This window comes from Neobacillus sp. NPDC097160 (assembly GCF_044762155.1).
In the GTDB taxonomy this organism is placed as follows: Bacteria; Bacillota; Bacilli; order Bacillales; family Cytobacillaceae; genus Neobacillus.
Map to the genome: position 1 here is coordinate 316,329 of NZ_JBIWDU010000002.1, position 22,942 is coordinate 339,270.

General features: G+C 37.0%; 26 protein-coding genes and 1 pseudogene. 8 read left to right on the forward strand and 19 right to left on the reverse strand.

Annotated elements, in window-relative coordinates:
• Positions 1–312: 312 nt before the first annotated feature.
• Genes ACIQXV_RS03530 through ACIQXV_RS03540 form a run of 3 tightly spaced genes read right to left on the reverse strand, consistent with a single transcriptional unit; the run spans position 313 to position 2,940 of the window.
• Positions 313–870 (reverse strand): NADPH-dependent FMN reductase, encoded by a 558-nt coding sequence (locus ACIQXV_RS03530; RefSeq protein ID WP_402956053.1) that lies wholly within the window; start codon positions 868–870, stop codon positions 313–315.
• Positions 871–898: 28 nt separating this feature from the next.
• Positions 899–1,423 (reverse strand): adenylyltransferase/cytidyltransferase family protein, encoded by a 525-nt coding sequence (locus ACIQXV_RS03535; RefSeq protein ID WP_402956322.1) that lies wholly within the window; start codon positions 1,421–1,423, stop codon positions 899–901.
• 38 nt (positions 1,424–1,461) lie between these two features.
• Positions 1,462–2,940 (reverse strand): 4-hydroxyphenylacetate 3-hydroxylase family protein, encoded by a 1,479-nt coding sequence (locus ACIQXV_RS03540; RefSeq protein ID WP_402956054.1) that lies wholly within the window; start codon positions 2,938–2,940, stop codon positions 1,462–1,464.
• A 240-nt stretch (positions 2,941–3,180) separates the two neighbouring features.
• Here ACIQXV_RS03540 and ACIQXV_RS03545 point away from each other — a divergent pair, with 240 nt between their 5' ends.
• Positions 3,181–3,804 carry a Crp/Fnr family transcriptional regulator gene (locus ACIQXV_RS03545; RefSeq protein WP_402956055.1) on the forward strand — a complete coding sequence of 208 codons (624 nt, stop codon included), beginning with the start codon at positions 3,181–3,183 and terminating at the stop codon, positions 3,802–3,804.
• Between the two features lie 13 nt (positions 3,805–3,817).
• On the opposite strand, the gene ACIQXV_RS03550 is transcribed toward ACIQXV_RS03545, so the two are convergent.
• Positions 3,818–4,438 carry a Crp/Fnr family transcriptional regulator gene (locus ACIQXV_RS03550; protein ID WP_402956057.1) on the reverse strand — a complete coding sequence of 207 codons (621 nt, stop codon included), beginning with the start codon at positions 4,436–4,438 and terminating at the stop codon, positions 3,818–3,820.
• A gap of 304 nt (positions 4,439–4,742) precedes the next feature.
• Here ACIQXV_RS03550 and ACIQXV_RS03555 point away from each other — a divergent pair, with 304 nt between their 5' ends.
• The gene (locus ACIQXV_RS03555) at positions 4,743–5,015 is read left to right on the forward strand and encodes a hypothetical protein (protein ID WP_402956059.1); all 273 of its coding nucleotides are present in this window, start codon (positions 4,743–4,745) and stop codon (positions 5,013–5,015) included.
• Positions 5,016–5,393: 378 nt separating this feature from the next.
• Here the strand turns inward: ACIQXV_RS03555 and ACIQXV_RS03560 are convergent, their stop codons facing one another.
• From ACIQXV_RS03560 to ACIQXV_RS03595, 8 genes are all read right to left on the reverse strand, one after another.
• Positions 5,394–6,311 carry a D-alanyl-D-alanine carboxypeptidase family protein gene (locus ACIQXV_RS03560; protein ID WP_402956061.1) on the reverse strand — a complete coding sequence of 306 codons (918 nt, stop codon included), beginning with the start codon at positions 6,309–6,311 and terminating at the stop codon, positions 5,394–5,396.
• A 157-nt stretch (positions 6,312–6,468) separates the two neighbouring features.
• On the reverse strand, positions 6,469–7,572 hold the full coding sequence (locus ACIQXV_RS03565; protein WP_402956063.1) for a sensor histidine kinase: 1,104 nt from the start codon (positions 7,570–7,572) through the stop codon (positions 6,469–6,471).
• Entirely contained in the window at positions 7,565–8,248 is a 684-nt protein-coding gene (locus ACIQXV_RS03570; RefSeq protein ID WP_402956065.1) for a response regulator transcription factor, read from the reverse strand. Before ACIQXV_RS03570 ends, ACIQXV_RS03565 begins: the two co-directional genes overlap by 8 nt.
• Positions 8,249–8,288: 40 nt before the next feature.
• Complete coding sequence (locus tag ACIQXV_RS03575; RefSeq protein WP_402956067.1) at positions 8,289–9,035, reverse strand: vWA domain-containing protein; 747 nt, start codon at positions 9,033–9,035, stop codon at positions 8,289–8,291.
• A gap of 119 nt (positions 9,036–9,154) precedes the next feature.
• Positions 9,155–9,553, reverse strand: coding sequence for a VOC family protein (locus ACIQXV_RS03580; RefSeq protein WP_402956069.1), 399 nt, complete (start codon positions 9,551–9,553; stop codon positions 9,155–9,157).
• Positions 9,554–9,576: 23 nt separating this feature from the next.
• Positions 9,577–10,584, reverse strand: a complete 1,008-nt coding sequence (locus ACIQXV_RS03585; RefSeq protein ID WP_402956071.1) for a hypothetical protein — start codon at positions 10,582–10,584, stop codon at positions 9,577–9,579.
• On the reverse strand, positions 10,581–11,459 hold the full coding sequence (locus ACIQXV_RS03590) for an ABC transporter permease subunit (RefSeq protein ID WP_402956073.1): 879 nt from the start codon (positions 11,457–11,459) through the stop codon (positions 10,581–10,583). The genes ACIQXV_RS03585 and ACIQXV_RS03590 overlap by 4 nt, the downstream gene beginning before the upstream one ends.
• 445 nt (positions 11,460–11,904) lie before the next feature.
• A complete protein-coding gene (locus ACIQXV_RS03595; protein WP_402956075.1) occupies positions 11,905–12,966 on the reverse strand; it encodes an undecaprenyldiphospho-muramoylpentapeptide beta-N-acetylglucosaminyltransferase in 1,062 nt (353 codons plus the stop codon).
• Between the two features lie 241 nt (positions 12,967–13,207).
• Here ACIQXV_RS03595 and ACIQXV_RS03600 point away from each other — a divergent pair, with 241 nt between their 5' ends.
• Positions 13,208–14,200: a LysM peptidoglycan-binding domain-containing protein gene (locus ACIQXV_RS03600; protein ID WP_402956077.1), complete on the forward strand. Its 993-nt coding sequence runs from the start codon at positions 13,208–13,210 to the stop codon at positions 14,198–14,200.
• 176 nt (positions 14,201–14,376) lie between these two features.
• On the opposite strand, the gene ACIQXV_RS03605 is transcribed toward ACIQXV_RS03600, so the two are convergent.
• Complete coding sequence (locus ACIQXV_RS03605) at positions 14,377–14,994, reverse strand: FMN-binding negative transcriptional regulator (RefSeq protein WP_402956079.1); 618 nt, start codon at positions 14,992–14,994, stop codon at positions 14,377–14,379.
• 71 nt (positions 14,995–15,065) lie between these two features.
• Positions 15,066–16,469 carry a MocR-like pyridoxine biosynthesis transcription factor PdxR gene (gene pdxR, locus ACIQXV_RS03610; RefSeq protein WP_402956081.1) on the reverse strand — a complete coding sequence of 468 codons (1,404 nt, stop codon included), beginning with the start codon at positions 16,467–16,469 and terminating at the stop codon, positions 15,066–15,068.
• A gap of 114 nt (positions 16,470–16,583) precedes the next feature.
• Between pdxR and ACIQXV_RS03615 the strand changes: the two genes are divergently transcribed.
• The 3 genes from ACIQXV_RS03615 to ACIQXV_RS03625 all read left to right on the forward strand — a co-directional run bounded on the left by ACIQXV_RS03615 (position 16,584) and on the right by ACIQXV_RS03625 (position 18,858).
• Positions 16,584–17,000 (forward strand): GNAT family N-acetyltransferase, encoded by a 417-nt coding sequence (locus ACIQXV_RS03615; protein WP_402956324.1) that lies wholly within the window; start codon positions 16,584–16,586, stop codon positions 16,998–17,000.
• 188 nt (positions 17,001–17,188) lie between these two features.
• The gene (locus ACIQXV_RS03620; RefSeq protein WP_402956083.1) at positions 17,189–17,755 is read left to right on the forward strand and encodes a sigma-70 family RNA polymerase sigma factor; all 567 of its coding nucleotides are present in this window, start codon (positions 17,189–17,191) and stop codon (positions 17,753–17,755) included.
• A complete protein-coding gene (locus tag ACIQXV_RS03625) occupies positions 17,752–18,858 on the forward strand; it encodes a DUF4179 domain-containing protein (protein ID WP_402956085.1) in 1,107 nt (368 codons plus the stop codon). The genes ACIQXV_RS03620 and ACIQXV_RS03625 overlap by 4 nt, the downstream gene beginning before the upstream one ends.
• Before the next feature lie 150 nt (positions 18,859–19,008).
• On the opposite strand, the gene ACIQXV_RS03630 is transcribed toward ACIQXV_RS03625, so the two are convergent.
• Positions 19,009–19,800 carry a GNAT family N-acetyltransferase gene (locus tag ACIQXV_RS03630; RefSeq protein WP_402956087.1) on the reverse strand — a complete coding sequence of 264 codons (792 nt, stop codon included), beginning with the start codon at positions 19,798–19,800 and terminating at the stop codon, positions 19,009–19,011.
• Between the two features lie 97 nt (positions 19,801–19,897).
• Here ACIQXV_RS03630 and ACIQXV_RS03635 point away from each other — a divergent pair, with 97 nt between their 5' ends.
• A complete protein-coding gene (locus ACIQXV_RS03635) occupies positions 19,898–20,065 on the forward strand; it encodes a hypothetical protein (RefSeq protein WP_402956343.1) in 168 nt (55 codons plus the stop codon).
• Here ACIQXV_RS03635 and ACIQXV_RS29785 read toward each other — a convergent pair.
• The 3 genes and pseudogenes from ACIQXV_RS29785 to ACIQXV_RS03645 all read right to left on the reverse strand — a co-directional run.
• A pseudogene (locus ACIQXV_RS29785) lies at positions 20,059–20,142 on the reverse strand (DUF2812 domain-containing protein); the annotation flags it as partial. The gene ACIQXV_RS03635 and the pseudogene ACIQXV_RS29785 overlap by 7 nt on opposite strands.
• Positions 20,139–20,465: a PadR family transcriptional regulator gene (locus ACIQXV_RS03640; protein WP_402956089.1), complete on the reverse strand. Its 327-nt coding sequence runs from the start codon at positions 20,463–20,465 to the stop codon at positions 20,139–20,141. The gene ACIQXV_RS03640 and the pseudogene ACIQXV_RS29785, both read right to left, overlap by 4 nt.
• 591 nt (positions 20,466–21,056) lie before the next feature.
• Positions 21,057–21,317 (reverse strand): hypothetical protein, encoded by a 261-nt coding sequence (locus tag ACIQXV_RS03645; RefSeq protein WP_402956091.1) that lies wholly within the window; start codon positions 21,315–21,317, stop codon positions 21,057–21,059.
• A 303-nt stretch (positions 21,318–21,620) separates the two neighbouring features.
• Here ACIQXV_RS03645 and ACIQXV_RS03650 point away from each other — a divergent pair, with 303 nt between their 5' ends.
• Positions 21,621–21,857, forward strand: coding sequence for an ATP-binding protein (locus ACIQXV_RS03650; protein WP_402956326.1), 237 nt, complete (start codon positions 21,621–21,623; stop codon positions 21,855–21,857).
• A 56-nt stretch (positions 21,858–21,913) separates the two neighbouring features.
• Here the strand turns inward: ACIQXV_RS03650 and ACIQXV_RS03655 are convergent, their stop codons facing one another.
• Positions 21,914–22,927, reverse strand: a complete 1,014-nt coding sequence (locus ACIQXV_RS03655; RefSeq protein ID WP_402956093.1) for a GGDEF domain-containing protein — start codon at positions 22,925–22,927, stop codon at positions 21,914–21,916.
• Positions 22,928–22,942 lie beyond the last annotated feature (15 nt).

Consider the following 22,942-nt stretch of genomic DNA (forward strand, 5'->3'; position numbering starts at 1 on the left):
CTTAAAAAAGGATCAGCCATCCAAATTGTGATGGCTGATCCTTACGATATTAATTAACCCCGACTTGCGTCCAAGCAGATGCAACTCTGCCGCCGGATGATTGGCATAATTCCTCCTATTACTATTAATATCCTAATAAACGATCATTAGCCCCATTTTTCTAATCTTTCTCTTCTACTTCCATTCACCCCTTATTAAAAATCGTCCTCAACTTTTGAAACCGCTATCATTTTTTTCTAACCTATCACCTCTTTTTTCATAGTAATTTAGTACTATCATTAATCGGATTATAATCTCGATTGAAAAAAGAAATTAATGACTTATTTTTGCATAATCCCCTTTTAAGGTCTTCTGCATATGAACCACTTCAGCGGCCAAAGCACCAATTCTCTGCAGCACATCTGGATGAACGATTTCATTTTTCTCGTTAAAATGTTCGTTATTGGCATAAACATAACCCGGAGCAACAAAGGCACGAAAGTAACCAGCAATCGGTTTTAACTGATTTTCAATTACAAGATAATGCTGATAGGTTCCGCCATTTGCCACAAACCCCATTACTTTATTTCTAAAATCGTTAGGATGAATTAAATCAAATAGGTTTTTTAAAACACCTGGAATAGAGCCTTGAAAAATAGGTGTTCCAATGATATAGAAATCGGCTGATGATACCTTTTCCATGACCTTTCTCGTATCCCCTGAGTAGGTGGAAGGAGGACGACCGTCACAAAATTGAAGATCGTAATCCATTAGGTTTAAAAATTCTACTTCCACTTCAGGATATTGTTGCTTCACTTCATCAAGTACTCTTCTAACTAAAATGCCAGTTTTGGCACCGATAATCGTGCCTGAAATCCCTAAGAGTTTCATTTGTTCCTCTCCCATCCCTAGTAATTTTCTATTCTCCAATAGGCCAACCAAGGAGTAAGTTGGATAAGCGGGTATCTCCTTCTGCGATTAATTGGCGAATCCTCGTGGAGGACACTGTATTCCCCTTCGAACAGCAGACAGGCTGCATCATATCTACATTGAAATATTTTTTAAGCATTGCAAGATCCCCAGTTCGCCCCTGCCCAAAACGAAAATCCTCTCCAACGATAATTTCCATAGGATTCAAGTTTGCTAATGTTTGAATAAAATCATGTGCACTTTTATTCGCATAGGCAAGATCAAACCGTGTAACCACCACATGGTCTACCCCAAGTTTTTCGAGTATCGACAGTTTTTCAGCGATAGTCGTAATCATCTGGACTCCTTGAAAAAACACACGCGGCGGTGGATCAAAGGTATAGATTACACTTGGTACATGCAGCTCCTTGCTTTTTTCAACGGCCTGCTGAATGACTGCTTGATGCCCTTGATGAACCCCATCAAAGGCACCAATTGCAATGATGGAGCAGGGCAGTGTTAAGGATGTATACATATGTGTTTTCAATCCCCTGCCTCCTCTCATAATTGACTTTAATTTGTTGAAACTTCCTTTTCTGCCTTACAAACCTTCAAAGCCTCATCCACCATATCAGGTGAATGCTGGCGCTTATAATTATTGTAAAAAATTCCTTTTTTCCGAACCGGATCCCCTGTATAGTATCGTTCATATTGAAGCAGGCGCTGACCAAAGGCTTCACCACATAAATCCCATGCTAATTTAAAGATACTAATCCGCTCGAGAGAAGACACACCAGCTCTTCCTACGTAAAAATTATCAATAGCATCGCTTAGTTCTTCGTTAAAACAATCAGCCTCAGTCGGTGACATCAATAGGCCGCCTGCCCCAATGATTTGGATTACTTCGATGGCTCTTGGATAGGCCGTTGGCAATAATCCTCTAATGGTTTCCAGCGGTGTATAAGCTGGCATTGCCTCACCTTGTTCCGTCATGGTGTATTCAATTTCTGCTACACGTAAAAGGGCTCTGATTGATTCCAATGACTGAACAATTTCCGCCAAATCATTCTGGACATTCAAATAGCCGTCTACCCCAATGGAATCTGCAACCTTCATGGCCACTTCTGTCGCAAATTGAAGTTTTACCAATCCTCTTACACCAGATTGATGTGCCGGCTGCTGCCCAGCCCCTGTCATTGGATACAACTTATTTGCCGCATCCACATTGTTATATAAAAATACACGGTCCCATGGGACAACCACATCGTCAAATACCAATAAAGCATCCATTTCCTCAAATCTTGACGCTAGCGGGTGGTCAAAAAAGGAACGAGTCCCATCTTGCATCTGCTCACGGCAAATGATTCGCAGTCCTGGTGTTTCAATTGGAATCGCAAATGCCAATGCATATTTTTCGTCACCCGGCTTAAATCCTGGGAAGGAATAGATAATCACCTCATCGGTAATAGGTGAAAGGGTTGCAAGCATTTTAGCCCCTCTTACAACTAATCCATCAGGGGTTTCCTTAACTGCTCCTAAATGAGTATATACATCCTTTTGCTCATGGGATGACTTACTTCTGTCATTCTGTGGATTGATAATGGCATGGGTTAAAAACAAATCATTATCACGGATGTACTTATAATAATTACGAATATTCTCTGCCCAATTTTTATTGTATTGTTCAAAAAACCAAGAATTGTAATACATCGATGTCACAACGACATTTAAAAAGTCCGGAGTCCTGCCCATTAGCCCAAAGGTTGCTTTTGCAAACGCTTCAAAAATAGCCCTGCGTTTCATTAAATCCTCGTAGTTTTTCGGAACTAAAAAGGCATTATTCACTCTTTCTCCTGTTTCTTCACAAATATGTGTAATTTGCTCTTTAAACACCGGGTCATGCTGCATGTCATATAACTTAGCAATTTCTAGAATCGGTTGTTTAAAAACCGGTTCATCAAATAAGTTAGTGATTTTTCTGCCGGACAACCATACCTCCGGTTTGCGGGACTTTACCCCTTCAATATATTGTGCACCAGTTCTAATCCCCATCTGATATCCTCCTTAAAAATGTATAAGAAATTTATAACTGAATTGTAATACTTAATTTTGACCGTAACTGTAGCCTATTTAACGTATTTTTCAAGAAAAATTAAAAATAATCAAAATACTCTAACTAGTCGTGGTGTTTTCATTTCGTTTACACTATGATAATAGTAATAACTAAACAATCTAAAAAACTGACCATTCATCACTGCTAATACATTCAAAATAGGTTTGGGAGGTAATAGTATGGTTACTTTATATGAGGAAGTTTTTAATTGGGATACCTATCTACAGTTTGGAAAGAGGGAATTTTTCAAACGAAGGCAAGCAATCTATACTCAGGGAACTTGCGGAGAAGGGTTTTATTTTCTCCATAAAGGTCTAGTGAGAATTGTTAGTGTGAACGCAACAAGAAAAGAACGCATGTTAAACATTGTTATTCCCAACCAGCTTTTAGGAGTCCAGAGTTTAGATCAAAAAGAGCATTTTACAACTGCCATTGCAGTTAAGGATTCTGTCGTGTACCATTTTTCATGTGAACAATTTAAAGAATTGATTAAAGCACATCCTGAATTATGTAGGCTTTTTTCGCGGAGTGTTATTCATAAAATGAAAATCCTTTTAGACCGGATTAATTTGGATGCGCTTACATCCGAACAAAAAATTGCCCAGCTTTTACAAAATGTTTGTTATGAATATAAAAATTATGAGGTTCCAATCAATCAGCAAGACATTGCCAGTTGCACAGGATTGACAAGAATTACTGTTTACAAGGCTTTAAAAGTATGGGAAGAGGACGGGGTCATTGCGATTCACAATCGAAAATACTACATTAAAAAACCAGATTTCCTTAAAAACCTGGTCAAATAGGAGGAGCTTTTCCTCATATGTCTGGATTATTTGCAATGGCTTTTAATGTTTCAATGTTTTTAATTATAATCTGGCGGCCATCCAGGGTAATATAATGATCCTGCTTCCATTTCTGAATTACTTTATTAACCGTAATACGTGAGCTACCCAGATATTTGGCAAAGGCAGTTTGATTCATGGTAGCGCTTCCATTTTCTTCGTAAAGCTTCACTAAATAATAGGCCATTTGTTGTTCTACGGGACTGTCTATGAGAGAGATAATTTCTGCTAATGTTCTGAACTTATAGATAAGAGAATCTGTATAAATGGAAGCCGCATCTGGAAATTCTGTATAGATTTCTGCGACTGCCTCATCTGAAAAATAATAGATAATAGAGGGACAGGTTGTGGTGGCACTCGTTAAATAGGGCTCTTGCTGAACACCGTGTTCGCCAAACAGCATGCCAGGAGGAACAATATTGATGATGCGTTCGTTCCCTTGGTCCGAGAGTAAGGTGATTTTAATTTCACCGATGCTTAAATAATAAAAACCTCTTCCCTTCTCCCCCTGACGATAAATCAGCTTTTGCCTTTCTGCTTGGAATCGCTGCCCATACTTTAAAAAAGGTTCCCATTTGTAAAGGAGTTCTTTCATTCTATCACCTTTCTATAAATAGATCTTCTTTATGCCATCATATTTACAAGAAACAGATTTGAACCCGCTCTTTATAGTATATTATACATTATCTGAATAGTAAGAAGGTAACAAAAGGTGATTTATTTATTCCAATTCACACTGTTATCCATGTTGTAAAAGTTCATTTGACAAGAAAAATATCCCTTTATATGATAAAAATTAACAAAGGTTGGATTTTTACTAATTGAGAATTTGATTATGAATAAAACGCTAGTTGAAATATTACATATTGATTTTGCCTAAATGAAGGAGTGAAAAAATAATGTTGTTAAAAATTTCAAGACAAGAATTTGATTCAATTGATGATACCGTCCTCTGGTCGGCCTGTTTCGAGCCAATCATCAAAGTTTATAAAGCGAGAATGAGTGAACAAACACATTTGAGTGAACATGAAATTAAATCTCAGTTCTATAAAGAACTGACAGATGGTCAGCGGGCACTGTTTATGTTCCTAGCATTTTATAATCATGCAAAAAAATCACTGGAAGAATTTTATTGGTGGAACGCCTATTTTTTGGCACAGCCGAAGATTTAGTCAGAAATTGCAGCAGGGCTTCAATATTTTAACGCAGATTCCATGCTGCTGGTTTTTAAAGAAATGAAAGTGCTTCTTACAGCAAGGAACTACCCACAAAGTTTGGTAAAGTTCAATTCAACACACGAGGACCTAAACCATGATTCGGAACTTCATAAAATGATATGTCCATTCAACACTCAATTCAACGATATTTCCCTTGCAACATTAAAAAGAATTGGAGAGTACATCAGAACCCACTCAAACGAATTCATACAGTTTGAGGACTAGAAGAGATTTCTAAGCAAAATAACCTTTTTTTACAAAAGCCGAATAAAAAAAGCGATACCTCTCTTTGTTGGTTAGGCATCATAATCATAATCATAATCATAACCATAATTATTTATTGACGTATTCGGATGATCTAAAACCGTTCGTTAATAATGTGGTGGAATCATTCCATACACTTTCTTTGCTAGAATTTAACACCACTGCCATTAATCTTTTTCCATTTCGTTCAGCTGAAGATACAAGGCAATAACCAGCCTCATCCGTAAATCCAGTCTTTATTCCATTGGCCCCTTCAAAATAATATGGGCTATTTGAATCTAACAGCTTATTCCGGTTTTGATAGGTGACAGCCTCATCTGAATAGACCTTACTGCTCACAATCTCTTTGAACGTTGGATTTTTTATTGCCTCGCTGGCAATTAACCCTAAATCATAAGCAGTTGTATAATGATTGGGATGATGCAGCCCATGAGGATTCATAAAATGAGATTCTTTGGCCCCAACCTCTTGCGCCTTTCTGTTCATCATTGAAACAAAATAGTCCAATGCCTTCTCCTCTGAAACATGAGGATTATCCAGTTGTTTTTTCGCAATGTAGACTGCGGTGGTCCTTGCAGCGTCATTTCCGGAAGAAAGCATTAATCCGGCCAGCAATTCCCTTAGTGTAAGAACTTGCCCTTCTTTGAGCCACGCAGTGCTTTCACCCTCCGTTTTGAATTGCGCTTCTTTTCCAACCGTAATTCGATCAGTTAATTTCCCATATTCAACAGCCAATAATGCGGTTAATATTTTCGTTGTACTTGCTGGATACAGTCTTTTATGATCATTTTTTTCATACATCACCTTTCCTGAATCCAAATCCAAAACTAAAGCTGCTTCGCCTTGAATGGGAGAAGGTGGGTTTATCGAATCTATGTTAGTTTTTGTGAAATGATCGCGGACAGTTTTAATCCCGTTTAACTGGCTTCCATAACCCAATAATAGTAGGAAAATCATACCGATTACTACATGTTTTATTTTCATCATAACAGCACTCCTAGAAAAATGGTTTAATGCAAATATAGCCATTATTTCTAAAGTGGGACGAAATTAAACCTTAAGAAAACCTAAAGAATTTATAATGGTTACTTTATAAACAGGAAAAGACCGCAAAATTGCAGTCTTGGGCTGTTTGAAATATACTTCAATGCTTAGTTGACAACGGCAGCTGAACTTGAAATATCGTTTCCACTTCACTACTTGAAACGATAATGTCTCCTTGATGCAGTTCCACAATTCCCTTTGCAATTGCTAGACCCAGGCCTGTTCCGCCTGTTTCCACTGACCTCGACTGCTCTATTCGGTACATCCGATCAAATATAAAAGGAATAGCTTTTGCAGGAATCACTTTCCCATAATTGATAACCTTCACTACCGAGTTCCCGCCTTCTGCTTCAACAACGAGAGTAATCTTTTTCCCGCCATTCCCATACTTAATTGCATTGGAAATAAGGTTTTCAAATACCCTCATGATTTTATCAGGATCAGCCTCCATCATCAGTTCATCGGTAGAGGTTCTCAATTCTATTTCCATATCTGCCTTTATTAGTTCAGGGTGAAATTGCGCCGCAAGCTGTTTAAGCAATTCGATTAAATTAAAGCATATCCGTTTTAAGGCAAGATCACGGTTATTTATTTTGGTAAACTCAAAGAGGTCGTTGACCATGCGATTGAGACGTATTGATTTTTCATAGGCAATATCCACAAAATATCGAAGTTCCACTTCATCTCTGTATTGATCCTCCTCAATTAATCGTAAGTAGCCGATGATCGATGTTAACGGAGTCCTCAAATCGTGAGACACATTTGTCACCAGTTCGTTTTTCGATTGGGTCGCCTTCTTTTCATCTTCAATTAACGCCTTTAACTGTTCCTTCATTTGATTAATGTTTTGTGCCAACGGACTTAATCCCCCATGTTTCCAAATCGGGATCTCTAAAGCAAGATGACCTTCCGAAATTTCATCTACCGAACGGCTGATGATCTTAAAGTACGTTGCCATATTTTTGATTGCTAAGGCATAATAGATGACCGTCAAAATAATCGTACCAATAAATAATAAGTACCAAAATCCATTGCCATCCCTCATATTGGCGTATAAATAATTTACTTCTACCGGTAAAGGGAGGTATATATATATAAATCGAATGATATATGCTAGTATGACCGTTGAAATTCCTGCACCGAGCAGACTATATAGTAGATATGAAAGTAATCTGGCATAAATGGAGGTTGATTGTTTATCCATCAATTTTGTACCCCACTCCCCAGATCGTTTTGATTAATTTATAGCCCAGCTCCTTTTCCAGCTTTTCACGCAAGTTACTGATATGTACCATGACCGTATTATTTGAAGAATAGTAAGTTTCCTTCCATACTAGTTCAAAGATTTCTTCACTGCTAAATACCCTGCCTAAATTCGAAACCATAATATAAAGAATTGCAAACTCTTTTGAAGTTAAACCTATCGGACGCCCATTTCCTTTAACCGTATGGAAGGTTTTATTTACCTCAAGGCTTCCCAACTTGATAATCTCGTCATCGTTCTGTTCTTCTTGGTATAGATAGGCCCTGCGAATCAGCGTTTTAACGCGGGCCACCAACTCCAACGGATTGAATGGTTTGGTTAAGTAATCATCAGCCCCGCTCATTAAACCTGTTATTTTGTCCATATCCCCTGTCTTCGCACTAACCATCATAATCGGAACATGATGTTTAGCACGTAAAATTCTGCATACTTCCAATCCATCCACTTTTGGCATCATCACATCCAATACAATCAAGTCTATCTTTTCTTTCTCAAACAAAGCTAGTGCCTCTTCGCCATTGAAGGCTTTCGAAATTTTAAACCCTTCATTTTGTAAATAAATCGCGATCAATTGAACAATTTCCTTATCATCATCCACTATTAATATATGTCGCAATCTTTATACCCCCGATCATTGCCCAACTAATCGCTTTCGTTTATCGGCCAAATAATTTGCCCCAAAAGCCCTGCCTTTTCGGTTCGGGCTCCTTAGATGATTTTTGTTCCTCTTTATCGATAGGAACGATCCCCTTTTGCTTTGCTTCCATTAACCAGCTTGGGAATTCGTTTAATAACGCATTGTAAAGCTGATCATCAGAAATGTTATCTATTTCTGCGACGTGCAAAAAGTTTGCATTGTCTACGATTCGCCCTTCCATCGTATCTAATTTCTTTAGAAAATCAAAATTCCCATTTCCAATTCCAACAAATTGCCAAAATACCGGATGTTTTGCGGAGCTTTCAATTATTGGCTTAATTGATTTTTTGCAGCCCCCATCGTTGATAAAAACTATATATGCCGGATCCTTGCTCGGCTCCTTTTCAAGATACTTTCTTAAAACATCCTTCATCACAGGCGGTTCATCATTTCTGCCGAATTTATGTACTAACTCATCTTCTAGGATAATTCGATTAACATAGCCGTCGAAATCCCTCTCTGTTACAGGCTTTAATCTTGAAAACTCATTATCATAAACCCAAACATCCAACATGCCATCATCATCAAACTGAGAGGCAATCGCTAAAATTCGCTCAACTACTTTTTGAACCGAACCATTCTTATACAATGTTCTCATGGAGCCCGTAATATCTAGAACGAGTCCTACTCTTGCCGTTACCTTCTCTAAATTCTTCTTTTCCAACACAATCTTTACGCTTTTTTTCTGTAAATCAATTGTCGCCATTTCCTATCCTCCTCATAGGTAAAATTCATGCGCAAATGATAATTTCCTATATCAATAACTCCAAGCTTCATCATCGATACGAAATAAATTTCCTCATACACCATAATTGTTTCCCGTAATCAATCCTTATTAGATAAATCCCTGCAAATCATCAATACATTTCCATCAGGGTCTTTAAAGACAAAATAAAAATCATCCTGGATTTCTGTCATTAATTCCACATTATTTTCTTTCAAAAATTGATAAGATGCTTGAAGGTTATCTGTTACAAATTGGATAGAAGGTACCTGATAGGTTGAAAGATTACTATTTTCATCTCTCCACATTGGCATCGTATCTAAAATTAATCCTGCGGTTCCCTCCATGGGTGCAGCAAATAAATGTCCAAATTGGATTTCTCCATCTGTCAATCCAAGAATTTTACTATACCATGTTTTAGCTTTTTCAATATCACGAACAGGAAGAAACACTCCACCAATCCTGTTTTTAATTGGTGTTTTATTTATTGGTTTATGCACTTTAAACAACTCCTCTATTAATATTATCTTGCTTTTTCTTGTAAACTGTATTCAGCGGCGTTTATTGGCATATTATTTCGGTCACTGTTTCGCCAGGGCTTCTTTTTCTTTTTCAAGTGAAAACCTAAATGGTTTAAATCCATGGAAGTCTCGAGTTCCTTCTTGATCATATTAATGATGATAATGATAAAAAAGTAGGCAAGTAGTGGTGCAAGAATAATATAGGGTGCCCGGTTAAATTCAAGATAGTTTTGTCCGATTAGACCTGCCCATTCTTTCGTAAAGGAATAGGGAATTTCTAATCCTCGAACTTCTTCTGCTGAAATACCGCCAATATAAAAGCCAAACGCTCCAAAGAACATAATTAAACTTAGCGCACTGATGAGATGCTGCAAAGCAATGACTATTCCATATGATGTCAAAAACGGATACAGTTGAGTCTTTAATACATGAAAATGATTCGCCCCCATTAAGTAGGAACTCTGCATAAATGATTCTTTTTTCATATGATCAATGATTTCGGTTGTTGTGAGCAGTACAGATGGAATCCCTACGAGTGCGAGCACCAGCATTTGATAGAACAGAATACTATAAATAGTTTCTTCACTGCCAATGACCCAAGCCTTGGACATTAGCGGCAAGGCGATAATGATGGCAGGAATCATGCGAAAAACTAGCAGGAAGTCCTTTACAATCGGGAGAAGCCTGTTGAGCCACAATGAAAAAACTACTCCCAATAATCCCCCTATAACCATCCGAAGGAATGTAACACCAACGGCCATTAAGATTGTAAATTTAGCTCCATAGATCATCATGAAGAGAATATCCGCTCCATTCCGGTCGGAGCCTAGCAGATAATGAGAAGATGGTGGAAATGGTGGTACTCCAAGAAAGTTCCCCTTTTCATCATATAAAAACCTCACTGAGTTAAAGTCTTTTGGTCCGTAAAGCGGATACAAGAAACTTAATCCTAGAAGTAGCATTAGGATGGTCAAGCCGACAATCGTTTTTTTATAGTTAAGCCATTTCATATACTAATTTGTTCCTTTCTATTCATGATCGCTGTTGCCAGTGCAGCTATTACATTAGCGATAATTAGTGGAAGAGCAAATAGAACGAGTCCAATTATGTATGCGGCTGCACTTTGGCCGGCAATCATGCTAAGCCCCTGTATGTAGCCATTTATCGCAAACAAAGTTTCTACCACATAAATATTCGTAAGCGAAAACCAAACAATTGTCCGAAAATGGCTGTAAAATAACGGAATAATGTTTCGGATAATATGTTTGATATAAATAGACCGATAGGGAAGACCTTTTGACCTTGCAAATAACACATAATCCTTGTTCTCTTCGTTTGTGAATTCTTTTACGACTAACTGAATGAAGAAAAAGGCCGGGAGAAAGCTAACAATAAAGATAGGCATAAAATAGGGGTCGTTGTTAAAATAGCCATATAGCCGAAAAAGTCTAATACCATAAGTTCGATACATGTAGATCATTAAAAATTGAAGCAGAAAGATAATAAGTAATTCTGGTGCTGTTGTCGTGAAATCAACGAGACTGACGATTCTTTTTCTTAGTTTTCGTGGTAACATGATAATCAAAATGCTGACCATCATTCCAACCACGGCTACAATGAGGAGTGATATCGATAAAATACTCATCGTGTAAAAATACTTATGCATCCCTTCCCCTTGAAAATAATTCAGAAGCTGCGAAATTTCCTGCTTATGAACAAATGACTGCAGGATACCGAGAATGGTTTTCTCAAATTGACCCAGATTTAGTCCAATACCTCCCTCGCCTGGATTAAAAGACACAAGTGACGGCAGACAAATCATCAAACAAAAACCTGCTATTATGGCTATGACTCTTACAGGTAGATACAATATCTTCTTGTTCAAATTTCATTCCTCGCCTTCCATTATGCAAACTTACAATTATTATAATATTCCAACTCTACTAAAATCCAATATTATCCTTATTCGAACAAAAAAATAGGCTGTATCAACCTATCGGATTCCTTATCAGTGACATACTTGGAGGAAAGTGTGACGTAAAATACTGAAGTTTGTTTGATTTCCAATAAATATCCAGTAAATTGTTGTAAGTTTTGAAAAATAGGTAATAAGTGTTCGGATTTATGTCGTAAGTACCACAAAATATGTAATATGCGGCTGAAAACATGTCGTAAGCGGAGGAAATTGAGCCGTACCCTACTCCAGCAAGCTAATGAAGACCAAAACTCCAATCGAATGCCAACAAAATTGCCTTCATCAGGCCGCTAAAGACGATTAGGTCGCATTCGGCACAGAATATGCATCAACCACTCCACAATCGCAGTCATAATTAAGCTTTGTTTATTTCATTTACCAGAGTTTGCAATGCTTCCCCTCTTTGTGAACGTTTCATGTTCCGCCGAAATTCTGCGCTCTTTTTCTGAACCGACTCTAAATAATGTACTAATGATTCACCAGTTAGATTTTCTTCTGCTAAAGTAAGTGAATATCCCTTTTCTTCGAAAGCTTTTGCATTTAAAATTTGGTCGCCTCTGCTTTGCTGTAGACTTAAAGGGATAATTAGCATCGGGATATTTAATGCCAAAAATTCAAAGATGGCATTGGATCCGCCTCTAGTTATAACAAGATCCGTAGCAGCCAAAATATCGGGTAATTCTTCATGAACATATTCAAATTGTCTATATCCGGGAACGTTAGAAAAATTGGTATCTATGTTACCTTTACCGCACAAATGCACAATTTGATACATGGGAGTTAGCTGTTTTAAAGAATCCCTAACTGCCTCATTAATTTTCCTAGCACCTAAACTGCCGCCCATGATCGTCAAGATGGGAAGGTCTGAGTTTAACCCAAGGAACTTCCTCCCTTTTTCCCTTGACCCGTTTAAAACCTCTCTTCTTATCGGTGAGCCAATGACCATTGTTTTCTTTTCCGGAAAAAACTTTTTCGTCTCTTCAAAAGAAGTAAATATTTTGGTCGCAAACCTTTGGGAAATTTTATTCGCTAAACCTGGCGTCATATCACTTTCATGGATAAAAATCCGAATTCCTAATGATTTAGCAGCGATAATAACCGGGACTGACACAAACCCGCCCTTGGAGAACACTAAATCAGGTTTCAACCTTTTTAAAATCTTCCTTGCCTCTATACATCCTTTTACGACCCTAAACAGATCGACGAAGTTTTCAAAGTCTATATATCTTCTAAGTTTTCCGCTGCTAATCCCATAAAAGGGTATATTCATTTTGCTAATTAACTCTTTTTCAATTCCATTTTTAGAACCAATATAATGAATAGTCCAATCTGTGCCCATCTCATTTATAATCGCCATATTTGGTGTGACATGGCCCGCCGAACCGCCGCCAGTAAACACAATTGTTTTGTTCGCCATACATCCTCCAGACTAAAGCAGTATTATGTTGTATTCATTATATGTAAATTGGGCTCACAATTCCATTTATTTACTAAACGCTTAAGTACGCTGGATATTTATGTTTTGTTACACAAAAAAGAATAAAAATTCCAATTCACCCAAGAATAATATCATGGCTGCTTTACAAACTATTTATTAAGAGATAGGTGTCTTGCTGCAATTATTATGTTTCATGATACCCACAATGAAAGGAAAAAAAATGAAAAAATTTTTTGTGCCATTACTTAGTTTGATTTTAATAATGCAAGTGACTATATTTCCTGTTCTTGCAGCAGGAAATAACCCTACCAATATTTATGTGGTAAAAGCAGGTGATACATTACCTGCAATTGCAAATAAATATGGAACATCAGTTGAAGAGCTAAAGGTTACAAATGGATTGCAATCCGATACATTATTAGTGGGCCAGAAATTGTGGGTGCCAATCATGTATGAAGTCGTTGCCGGGGATACACTGGATAAGATTTCATCAACCTATAATTCTTCAGTCGATACGATAAAATCAACAAATGGACTTTCATCTGAACAACTATATACAGGGAAAATGTTAAAGATTACTCCTAAAAGAATGACAATGCAAGGACAGTATATTCTTATGAACAAGGAGGAATTTAAGAATTGGTTACTTCACAATGAATTTACTAGAAAAATTAGTTTAATCCAACAACATCATACATGGTTACCGTCATACAAGAACTTTCATGGTTCCAATCATTTTACAATGTTGAAGGGGATGGAGAATTATCATATTAATAAAAAGGGATGGAAGAATATCGCTCAAAATATTACTACATTTCCGGATGGAAAAGTAGCAATTTCGAGACCATTTAACATAGCTCCTGAAGGATCAATTGGGTTAAAGGCTAACATTGAAGGGATAGCCATCGAAAATATTGGGAACTTTGATATAGGTCATGATGTAATGACTGAGGAACAAAAGGAAACTATTGTTTACATCACTGCATTGCTTTGTATTAAATTCGGGTTGACTCCTTCAATCGACAGCATCACTTATCATCATTGGTGGAACTATAATACGGGGCAAAGAGTGTTAGATAACAGTGCAGAGTATGAAGTCAAAACATGCCCCGGTACTGGATTTTTCGGGGGTAATTCCACAAATAGTGCAAAAAATCATTTTTACCCCCTAGTTTCACGTAAAATGCAAGAAATTGAAGCATCTCTACACTAGTTATGTTTAAAGAAAAAAATGGCGTAATATCCTTTAATTGATTATAAATACATATCCGGGTCTTTAATGTCTTTTGATGTATAAAGGGAAAAGCCCGTTACGAATACGGACTTTTCTAGCAAAACCATTTAATTTTATTCTTTTACAATTGTAATACCGAATAATCTTTTAATTCGTTATTTGCACTTTTGGATATTTCTCTTCATAAGGGATGCTATTTGTTTATTATCTTGATTAGAGCTGTTTTCTAGCTGTTTAATAACTAACTCTTGTCGTTCTATAGGATGATTTTGACTTAATTTAGCTTTTGCTTCAATTTTTGTGATGTTTATTTTGAATGCAACAATTCCTTTACTCATTCCTTCAATAAAACCGGGTTCCACCTCATGTAAATTGTATGGACTATCTGGGCTTTCATATTTATTTACCATGTCATTTAAAGAATCAAATATTGCTTTTCGATCTTCGACAATCTCCATCTTTCCATATATATGGATAGACACATAATTCCAAGTGGGGACTGCCTTCTCTGTTTCGTACCATGAAGGTGAAATATAACAGTGTGGACCTTGGAAAACCACAAGAACTTGTTGGTTTTCTACATCTTTCCATTGCTCGTTCGGACGTGCAAAATGACCATATAAAGAACTTTCATCTTTTTTTAGGACCAGTGGAAGATGAGTTGCGTACGGTTCTCCATTATGCTGAGAAAAAACCGTTGCGAAACTGTATTTTTCGATAAGGTCATAAATCATTTCTTCATCTTCGATTTTAAAATGTTTTGGTATATACATATGATTCCGCCTCGTTTCTAATAGTTTAATTAGAATTTAAATATATAGTGTTCTAATCATGTCAAAGGTTTTTAAATCCTCCATGCCTCTTTTAATAACTGTATTCCTTGCTCTATTTGCTCCTCTGTTAAACCGCCAAAACCTAATAAGATCATTGGCTCTTGTTCAGGCAAATTATTCTCATAATAAACAGACGTTGGGTACACCTTCACTTTATATGCCTTTGCCCTCTCAATCAGTTCTTTTTCCGACAGTTGATTCCGGACATTTAATAAAATGTGTAATCCCGTATCATCTCCAATTATGCGTGCTTGCTGGCCAAAATATTTTTCAATGGACCGAATCAATGTTGCTTGCTTCTTACGATAAACGGTTCTCATCTTATTTAGATGTCGTTCCCAATGGCCATTGATCATAAATTGCCATAGTGTGTGTTGATGCAACCTGGAAACTGTCTGTTTGTAGATCGTAAAATCTTGGTTATATTTTTCTAGTAACCTATCGGGTAATACCATGTAACTAATGCGAATCGAAGGAATGAGGGATTTAGAAAAAGTTCCCAAATAAATGACTTTACTGTTAATGTCTAGCCCTTGCAAGGACGGTATTGGTTTTCCCTTATATCTGAATTCACCGTCGTAATCGTCTTCAATAATATACCGCCCCTGTTTCTCTGCCCATTTTAATAATTCCATTCTTTTTGTAATCGGCATGACCATTCCCTTTGGAAATTGGTGTGAAGGGGTAACATAGGTGACTTTAGCCTTACTTTCAACTAAATGATTGAGATCAATCCCGTCTTGATCGAGTGGAATCGGCTTTAAGATCACGCCTTGGTCTTTAAACGCCTCCCTAATTCGATGGAATCCCGGATCCTCCATCGAATAAACCGCATCCTTTCCAATGATCATCGTCAACAAACTAATTAAATATTGGGTACCGGCACCGATGATAATTTGATCAGCTGAGCATCTTACCCCTCTTGATTGATATATGTATTTTGAAATTGCCTCTCTCAGCGGTAATTCTCCTTGAGGCTCACCATTTAAGAAATAGGAACTTTCCTCTTCATATAAACTTTGAATTGTTAACTTCCGCCAAATGGGAAACGGAAAATGCTCCAACGCGACTGTACCATGACTAAAATCAACTTCGTATTCCACACCTTCATCCTTCATTTCTTTTATGGTTTTCGGAACGTCATCAACGTGATGAAACAAATCGCGATTGAGTTCCTTCACGTAGATTCCCTTTCTCTCGACACTTTCTACATAGCCTTCTGCCAACAATTGTTCGTACGCAGTTTCAACCGTATTTTGACTGATTCTCAGATGATGAGATAGTTTCCTTTTTGACGGCAGCTTTTCCCCGGGTTCAATTTTTCCCGTTTGAATTTCTTTTTTGAAAAAGTTATAGAGTTGAATATATAACGGTTCCCCACTCCCGTGATCCAAATCCAATGTTATCTCTAACACAATCTTTCCCTCCCTACAATCTGATATGGTTAATTATATTATATCTGACCCTTTTGGACATATCAGTTATTTTCTATAATCATAGATATAAAGCTGGGAGGGATGATGTTTATGATGAATTTTTCAGGTGAAATAGTAATTGACTTTAAGATTGGGGCGACTGTTACTGCGGAGGAATTATCTGATGTGTTCAAAATGTCTGGAATAAGAAGACCTGTTGATGATCTTCCCCGTTTGCAACGAATGATTGAACAGGCTGACCTGCTCATTACCGCATGGGATAGACAAACATTAGTAGGCGTCGCAAGAGCGATCACAGATTTCAGTTATTGCTGCTATTTATCGGATTTAGCCGTGAACAAAGACTATCAAAAACGGGGAATTGGGAAAGAATTAGTCAGACTCGTGCAGGAAGAGATTGGCGACGAAGTAATGTTATTGTTGCTGTCCGCACCTGCTGCAATGGAATACTATCCTCGTATTGGTTTCGACAAGGTTGAAAATGGATTTATCATTCATCGGAAAAAGTAAAACGAACCAGCCCTTTCAAATAGAGAGGGAGCGTTATGAAGCACACATATACATCGTTATTAAAAATCCCGACATTAATAAAAAATGGTGGGATTTTTTTATTTAGTATAATAGTGAGAAAAAATCCTTTTTACTTCGTTATATAAAGTGTAAGAGCGCTTTTACAAAAAAATAAGGGGAATCATTTCATGAAGGCCAATGAAACAAATTTTATACAGCGATTGCAACAACAAAAAGAGGACGCATTAGAATATATTGTTGATAAATATTTGCCTTTAATCAAGGGGATCACTTGTAAAGTTCTCAGTCCCCTTCATAACAATGGCGTCATAGAAGAATGCATCAATGATATTTTTCTATCAATTTGGGACCATTCAAAAAAGTTTCATGGGGAATCAACTGATTTCAAGAAATGGATTTGTGCCATTGCTAAGTTTAAAGCAATTGATTATTACAGAAAAGCAACTAAAAATATCGAAATCACATCAAATGCTTTGGATTGTAATCCAGAAAAATCTATTGAGGATGAACTAATACTCCTAGAAAACCGAAAGGAATTAATTAAGTTAATCAATCAATTAGAGCCTATGGAACGAGATATTTTTATCATGAAATTCTTTCTTGGATTAAAGACAGAGGAAATAGCAATAAAACTGGGATTAACCAAGGCTTCGATTGATAATCGAATTTATCGAGGGAAAAAGAAACTAACTAAAAAAGCTTCAAACCTTACGTTAGGAGAGAATGGAATATGAAGGATATTTACGAATTATTAAATGATCTTAACATAGACGAGAATGAGTTTGAGGAAATGGAAGTCACTGATCTAGAAAAGGCAAATATAAAAAGGTCATTAAAAAAGGCAATAACTAAGAAGAAAAAAAGAAGCAGCTGGAAAAAGAGTGTTGCCGCTGCATCCATTCTAGTAGGTTTATCAATAACAACTTTTGTAACCTATCCTGCCTATGCCGGAAACATCCCGGTAATTGATGATATTTTTCGATTTTTTGATAACGGAAAGACGGATAAAGAAACAGGACTGTATTATGATTATAAAAAGTTCTCCAATGAAATAAATATGACGAAAGAAAGTAATGGGATCAAAATTACAATTATTGATGCTGTTTTTGATGGGAAGACTTTAACTTTGACATATTCCATTGATAGTGAACAGGATTTAGGTAATGCAGATCTTTCTATGCCAAGAATAACAGGTATGAAAGCTTATGGCGGAACGGGTAAAACTTCCAAAATTGATACAAATAAATATGTGGGCATGCTCACTGTTAGTAATTTGGAAAATAAGAAATTAAATGTAGCCAATATTAAATGGGATATTGACAGCATTCGGAACCCAGATCATCAGACCGTGATAAAAGGAGATTGGAAATTTGCATTTAGTCTAGATGCTACAGATAGCAAAATACAATTAACTGATGGCAGTGCTGAAAAAAATGGCGTAAAAGTGAAGATTGGAAAAATATCCTTTAACCCGATGTCCTTTATTGTTTATTATGATCAAGAAGTTTCAGAGATGGTTAAAAACAAATGGGACGGGGTGGATGTTGAATTTGAAATAAAAGACGACTTAGGAAATATATACTTAGGTGAAGATAATGGAGGAATAGCGGATGAAGGCTCGTATCAGATGAATGGGAGTAAAACATTCAAAAGATTAGACCCGAATGCAACCAAGCTCATCATCACGCCTCATATCACCTTGAGGGATTACAACTCTGATAATTTTACTTCAGTAGAAATAACGAAAGATGGGGAAAAGGAAATCCCTTTACCCGAAAAGCCCGGCAAGGGGAAGGAACAGTTTGAATTAAAGGACATCATTATTAAAGTTAAATAATACATTGATAGGACTGCCCTGGTAAAGGACAGTCCTTTGTTTTAGAGGCATCAAGATCGCATGCTCGGAGATTTTTTCCATTAAATATGTAACTGAATGATTTCCTTTATTTATGAGCTTTAATTCTTATGCGAAACTATTTTTTAAACCTTAGCTTTCCTGTATTTCCTTAATACATCTTCCACCTAAAAAGGCATGGCCGGTAATAAATTTCCCGGCTGTATTAAAGCCATATTTTGCATAGACCTTTTCGATTTTCTCATTGATTGGAAAAACCCATAAATCCTCTATTCCCTTTTTCTTCACTTCTGCCTGCATGTAATAGATAAGCTCGCCAATTAATCCCTTTCCTCTGAAATCTTCTTTCGTTGCGACGCTCTCCATACGAGCTTGATCGCCATGTGCAAATATACAAGCAGTTGCACATGCTTCCCCATCATAGCGAAAAAGATAATGCGTGAAAGCAGGGTGTTTAAACTCCTCAGGAAAAGCCTTTTCCCTCACTTCTCTTCCGCCAAATTCTTTAATACTGCATTCAATTTCCAATGCTTCATCAAAATTATCTTCCGTTACTCTTTCAATCGTAACGCGATCACTACTTTTGTGTTCGTTGATTTTTTTGTTCCAGATTTGAATTGGGCTGACCAATTCCTCGAAACCAAAATTGTAGGAATTTAGTTCCTTTATGAATGACGATAGGTCTTCAAGATTATATAGATAAAAACGGGGCGTTATGCTTTTTTCTTTATAAAACTGAATGACTTCCTCTATCACACCGCTTGGATTTGGTGGAACTTCATATATATGCGCATGATTAGCATCATAGTAGGATGGCTGGTCTTCATTATAGAAAAGATACCCCCAAGATTTGTTTTTTCGCTTTGCAAAGGTGTCCAGGTAAGCGATATCTAGTTCTAGAACTTTTTGAAAAAGGTTTTCCAAGATCGTTTCCTCCAAATTGTATAGCTAGTTTTATGATAATAAGTTGGGAATTTAGTGTTTTACTACAGGACTGTTCCTCCTAGGGGCACGGCAAAATATGGGGCTGCCATCTGATGTTTCTGCTTATGATCCATCAGATGAATCAGATAATGATCCAGCTGATGATAACAAGGAAGGTACCCCATTCCATAAGGTGGGAACCCGTATCCCATATGGATTCCGTAAAAAGAATATGGAAAATATCTTTGACTTGCCAACAAGCTGATACCCTTCAGCCGCCATCTGATTTAGCCACTTTTCTTCCTTCTCAAAATCTAGAAAAAATTTAAACTTTCTCATCATGATCCCCTCTCATTTTTAAATGCATCCTCTGTAATTCGAATCATATGCTTCATTCTTTCTGCATCCAACTGCAGTATGTCTTTGCCCTTATCTGTAATCTGGTAGACCTTTCTACGGCTATCCCCGCTTTCGACAGGCTGAATAAATTTTAGTTTTAGTAAGTTTTCAATTGCCCCGTATAATGTACCGGCAGCCATTCTTACTTGGCCGTCGCTCAGTTCTTCAATCTTTTGCAGGATGAGATATCCATGTGCAGGCTCCATTAAAGACAAAAGAATGTAATAGACCGTTTCAGTGAGTGGTATCTGTTTATCCCTTTTCATTATTCTTACTCCTGTCTGCCATTTAATTATATACAGTTTAACTATATAGTTTCATTTTATACAGTTCAACTATATATGTCAACCAAGGATTCCAATAAATAAAAAACCACTCGGGAGTAGTCTCCAAGTGGCATGTGATTTTTGTTTTGCAACTACACCGTAATTAAAGGATTTTTCCTTTTTCAGTCTTTCTTTTTCAAATACGGCTCCATTTTGTGATTAATCATCCAATTTCCTGCTAAAAAAAGGGCGACACCTACGATCACAGACCATAAACCGAACCTGCTCAAATAAATGTTTCCAATAAATATAATCAGCAATAGCCAGCCAAATTTAAGAAACCAATAAATGAAGTACATGCAAATCGCCCTTTCACAAAATGAACTATACATCTATATTCACCGATATCGCTCAAGTTTTCAATGCATCCGCTTAGCAGCTATACGATCAAAAAAACTGGTTTGAGTACCCCCAGGAACAAAAGACAGAATGGAATTAGCGAAAAAGAAAGAGGGATAATTTCCCCTCTTCCTTCAACGTAATATTATTTATGTCGCTGATGCCTGCCGCATGTGAAGGATGTCTTTACCTTCATGAAATCATACATGAGTGCAGCCTTCCTGCCCTTTTCTGTAAATCTATTCTTTTTAAAACGAAGGCACTCCATAAATTCAGCATCACACTGACAAGGAGCAATCCCTCGGCTAAGGCAGCGGTCATGTCTCTGGCAGCAGGCATCCACATCATTAATAGGTGCTCCAGGTCCGCTGCAGCCAGGCCCGCACCACCGGTATCCAGGAAAAACACACAAAGAAAACGGACTTCTTCTCCTTCTGTTTTGCAAAACACCATCCCCCTAAATGAAATTTACCAGTTAGCTTTTTGGTCGCATTCCTTACTAATAAAATATGAATTTCTAATGAATATGAGATGGCAAAACCCCAAACTATGACCATCCAATGAAATAATATCTTCAGATAATAATAAATTTGAAATAACTAACTTAAAGATCTAGGGATATTAGATGATTTTCATGTAATAAAATTATTTTACGTGTCCACCCCATTCTTTTTCTATGGACAAAAATAGGATAATAATACTATACCTATTAGAGGAGTAGATCAAAAAGAGAACGAACAAACGGAAATACATAAAATAGAAAAAAGAGCGAATTCCTGTAAAATCACAGTGGCTGATGATGGGGTTGGCATGCAGAAGGACCAAATAGCTCAAGCCTTTATTCCGTTCTACACATTGAAGAAAGGTGGTTCCGGATTAGGCTTAACGGTTTGTAAAAGAATCATCGATTCTTACGGCGGAAATATTTTTATAAAAAGTGTTCCTAATGAAGGAACTCAAGTAGAAATTACACTGCCGTTAGCGGTTGAATAATAGGAAACGCAGGAAAGGTCGCAGTTATTAGGAAAAGCTGCGACCTTTCTCTTTTTCTAAACACTACTAACCTTATTTCTACCGCAATTCTTTGAACGATACAAGCCTTCATCAACTCTACTTAGCAGCGAATCGATGTCGTCATCCTGCTGAGAATCGGCTACCCCAAAACTAGCAGTAAGCTTTCCCACAACTTGGAAGTCGTGTTCTTCAACCATTTCCCTTAATTGCTCAGCAAGCATAATGACCCCTCGGCCCGAAATATCGGGGATGATAATAAATTCTTCTCCTCCCCAGCGTCCGAAAAGGTCATGTGGAGAAAGACTATTTTTGATGAGTTCGGCTAATTCAATTAAAACGGCATCACCCGCTTTATGTCCATACATATCATTGACCTTCTTAAAATAATCTAGATCGAAAAAGATAATCGAAAAATTTACCTGTATTTCTTTGGAATCCTTCAACTTATTTTCCAACCATTCATCAATCCGATGCCGGTTCGCAATTCCCGTTAAAGAATCTAGATAGGCATGCTTTTTAAACATTTCCGCTTCAGTGTATGCTTTAAAAATATGCTGTGCATAAAAGAGAACAATAATATAGATGATATTTGCAAAATAAAACTGTAATAATGAATCAATCGATTCTATTGAGAGCCTGTTCATGAATATAACTCCATCTACAAGAGTAAGAGCAAATATTCCGATGGAGAAGTACATTCCTTTTTTTATACCGAGAGTTAAGAAAATAAATACGATATAAATCGGCATCCAAACAATAAAATCTCCCAAGGATCCACCCATTTTTAGTAAGTAATGATGGACGACGACAAAAAAAGTGGCGACGTGATATACACTAATCAAAACCAGATTGGAGTACTCAATAAAACGGACAAAACGGACCTTATATAGCAAAATCCAGCTAATGACGAACCAGATTGTAAGTGTGTTATTGATGATAAAATTGATTTTATTTTCAGCATTACTATTTTGCAAAAGCGTATTTAAGATGAACGCCGTAAATATACATGGCACCACCCATAGATATACGCTTCTCTTTAGTTTATCCATCGGATTTTCATCTCC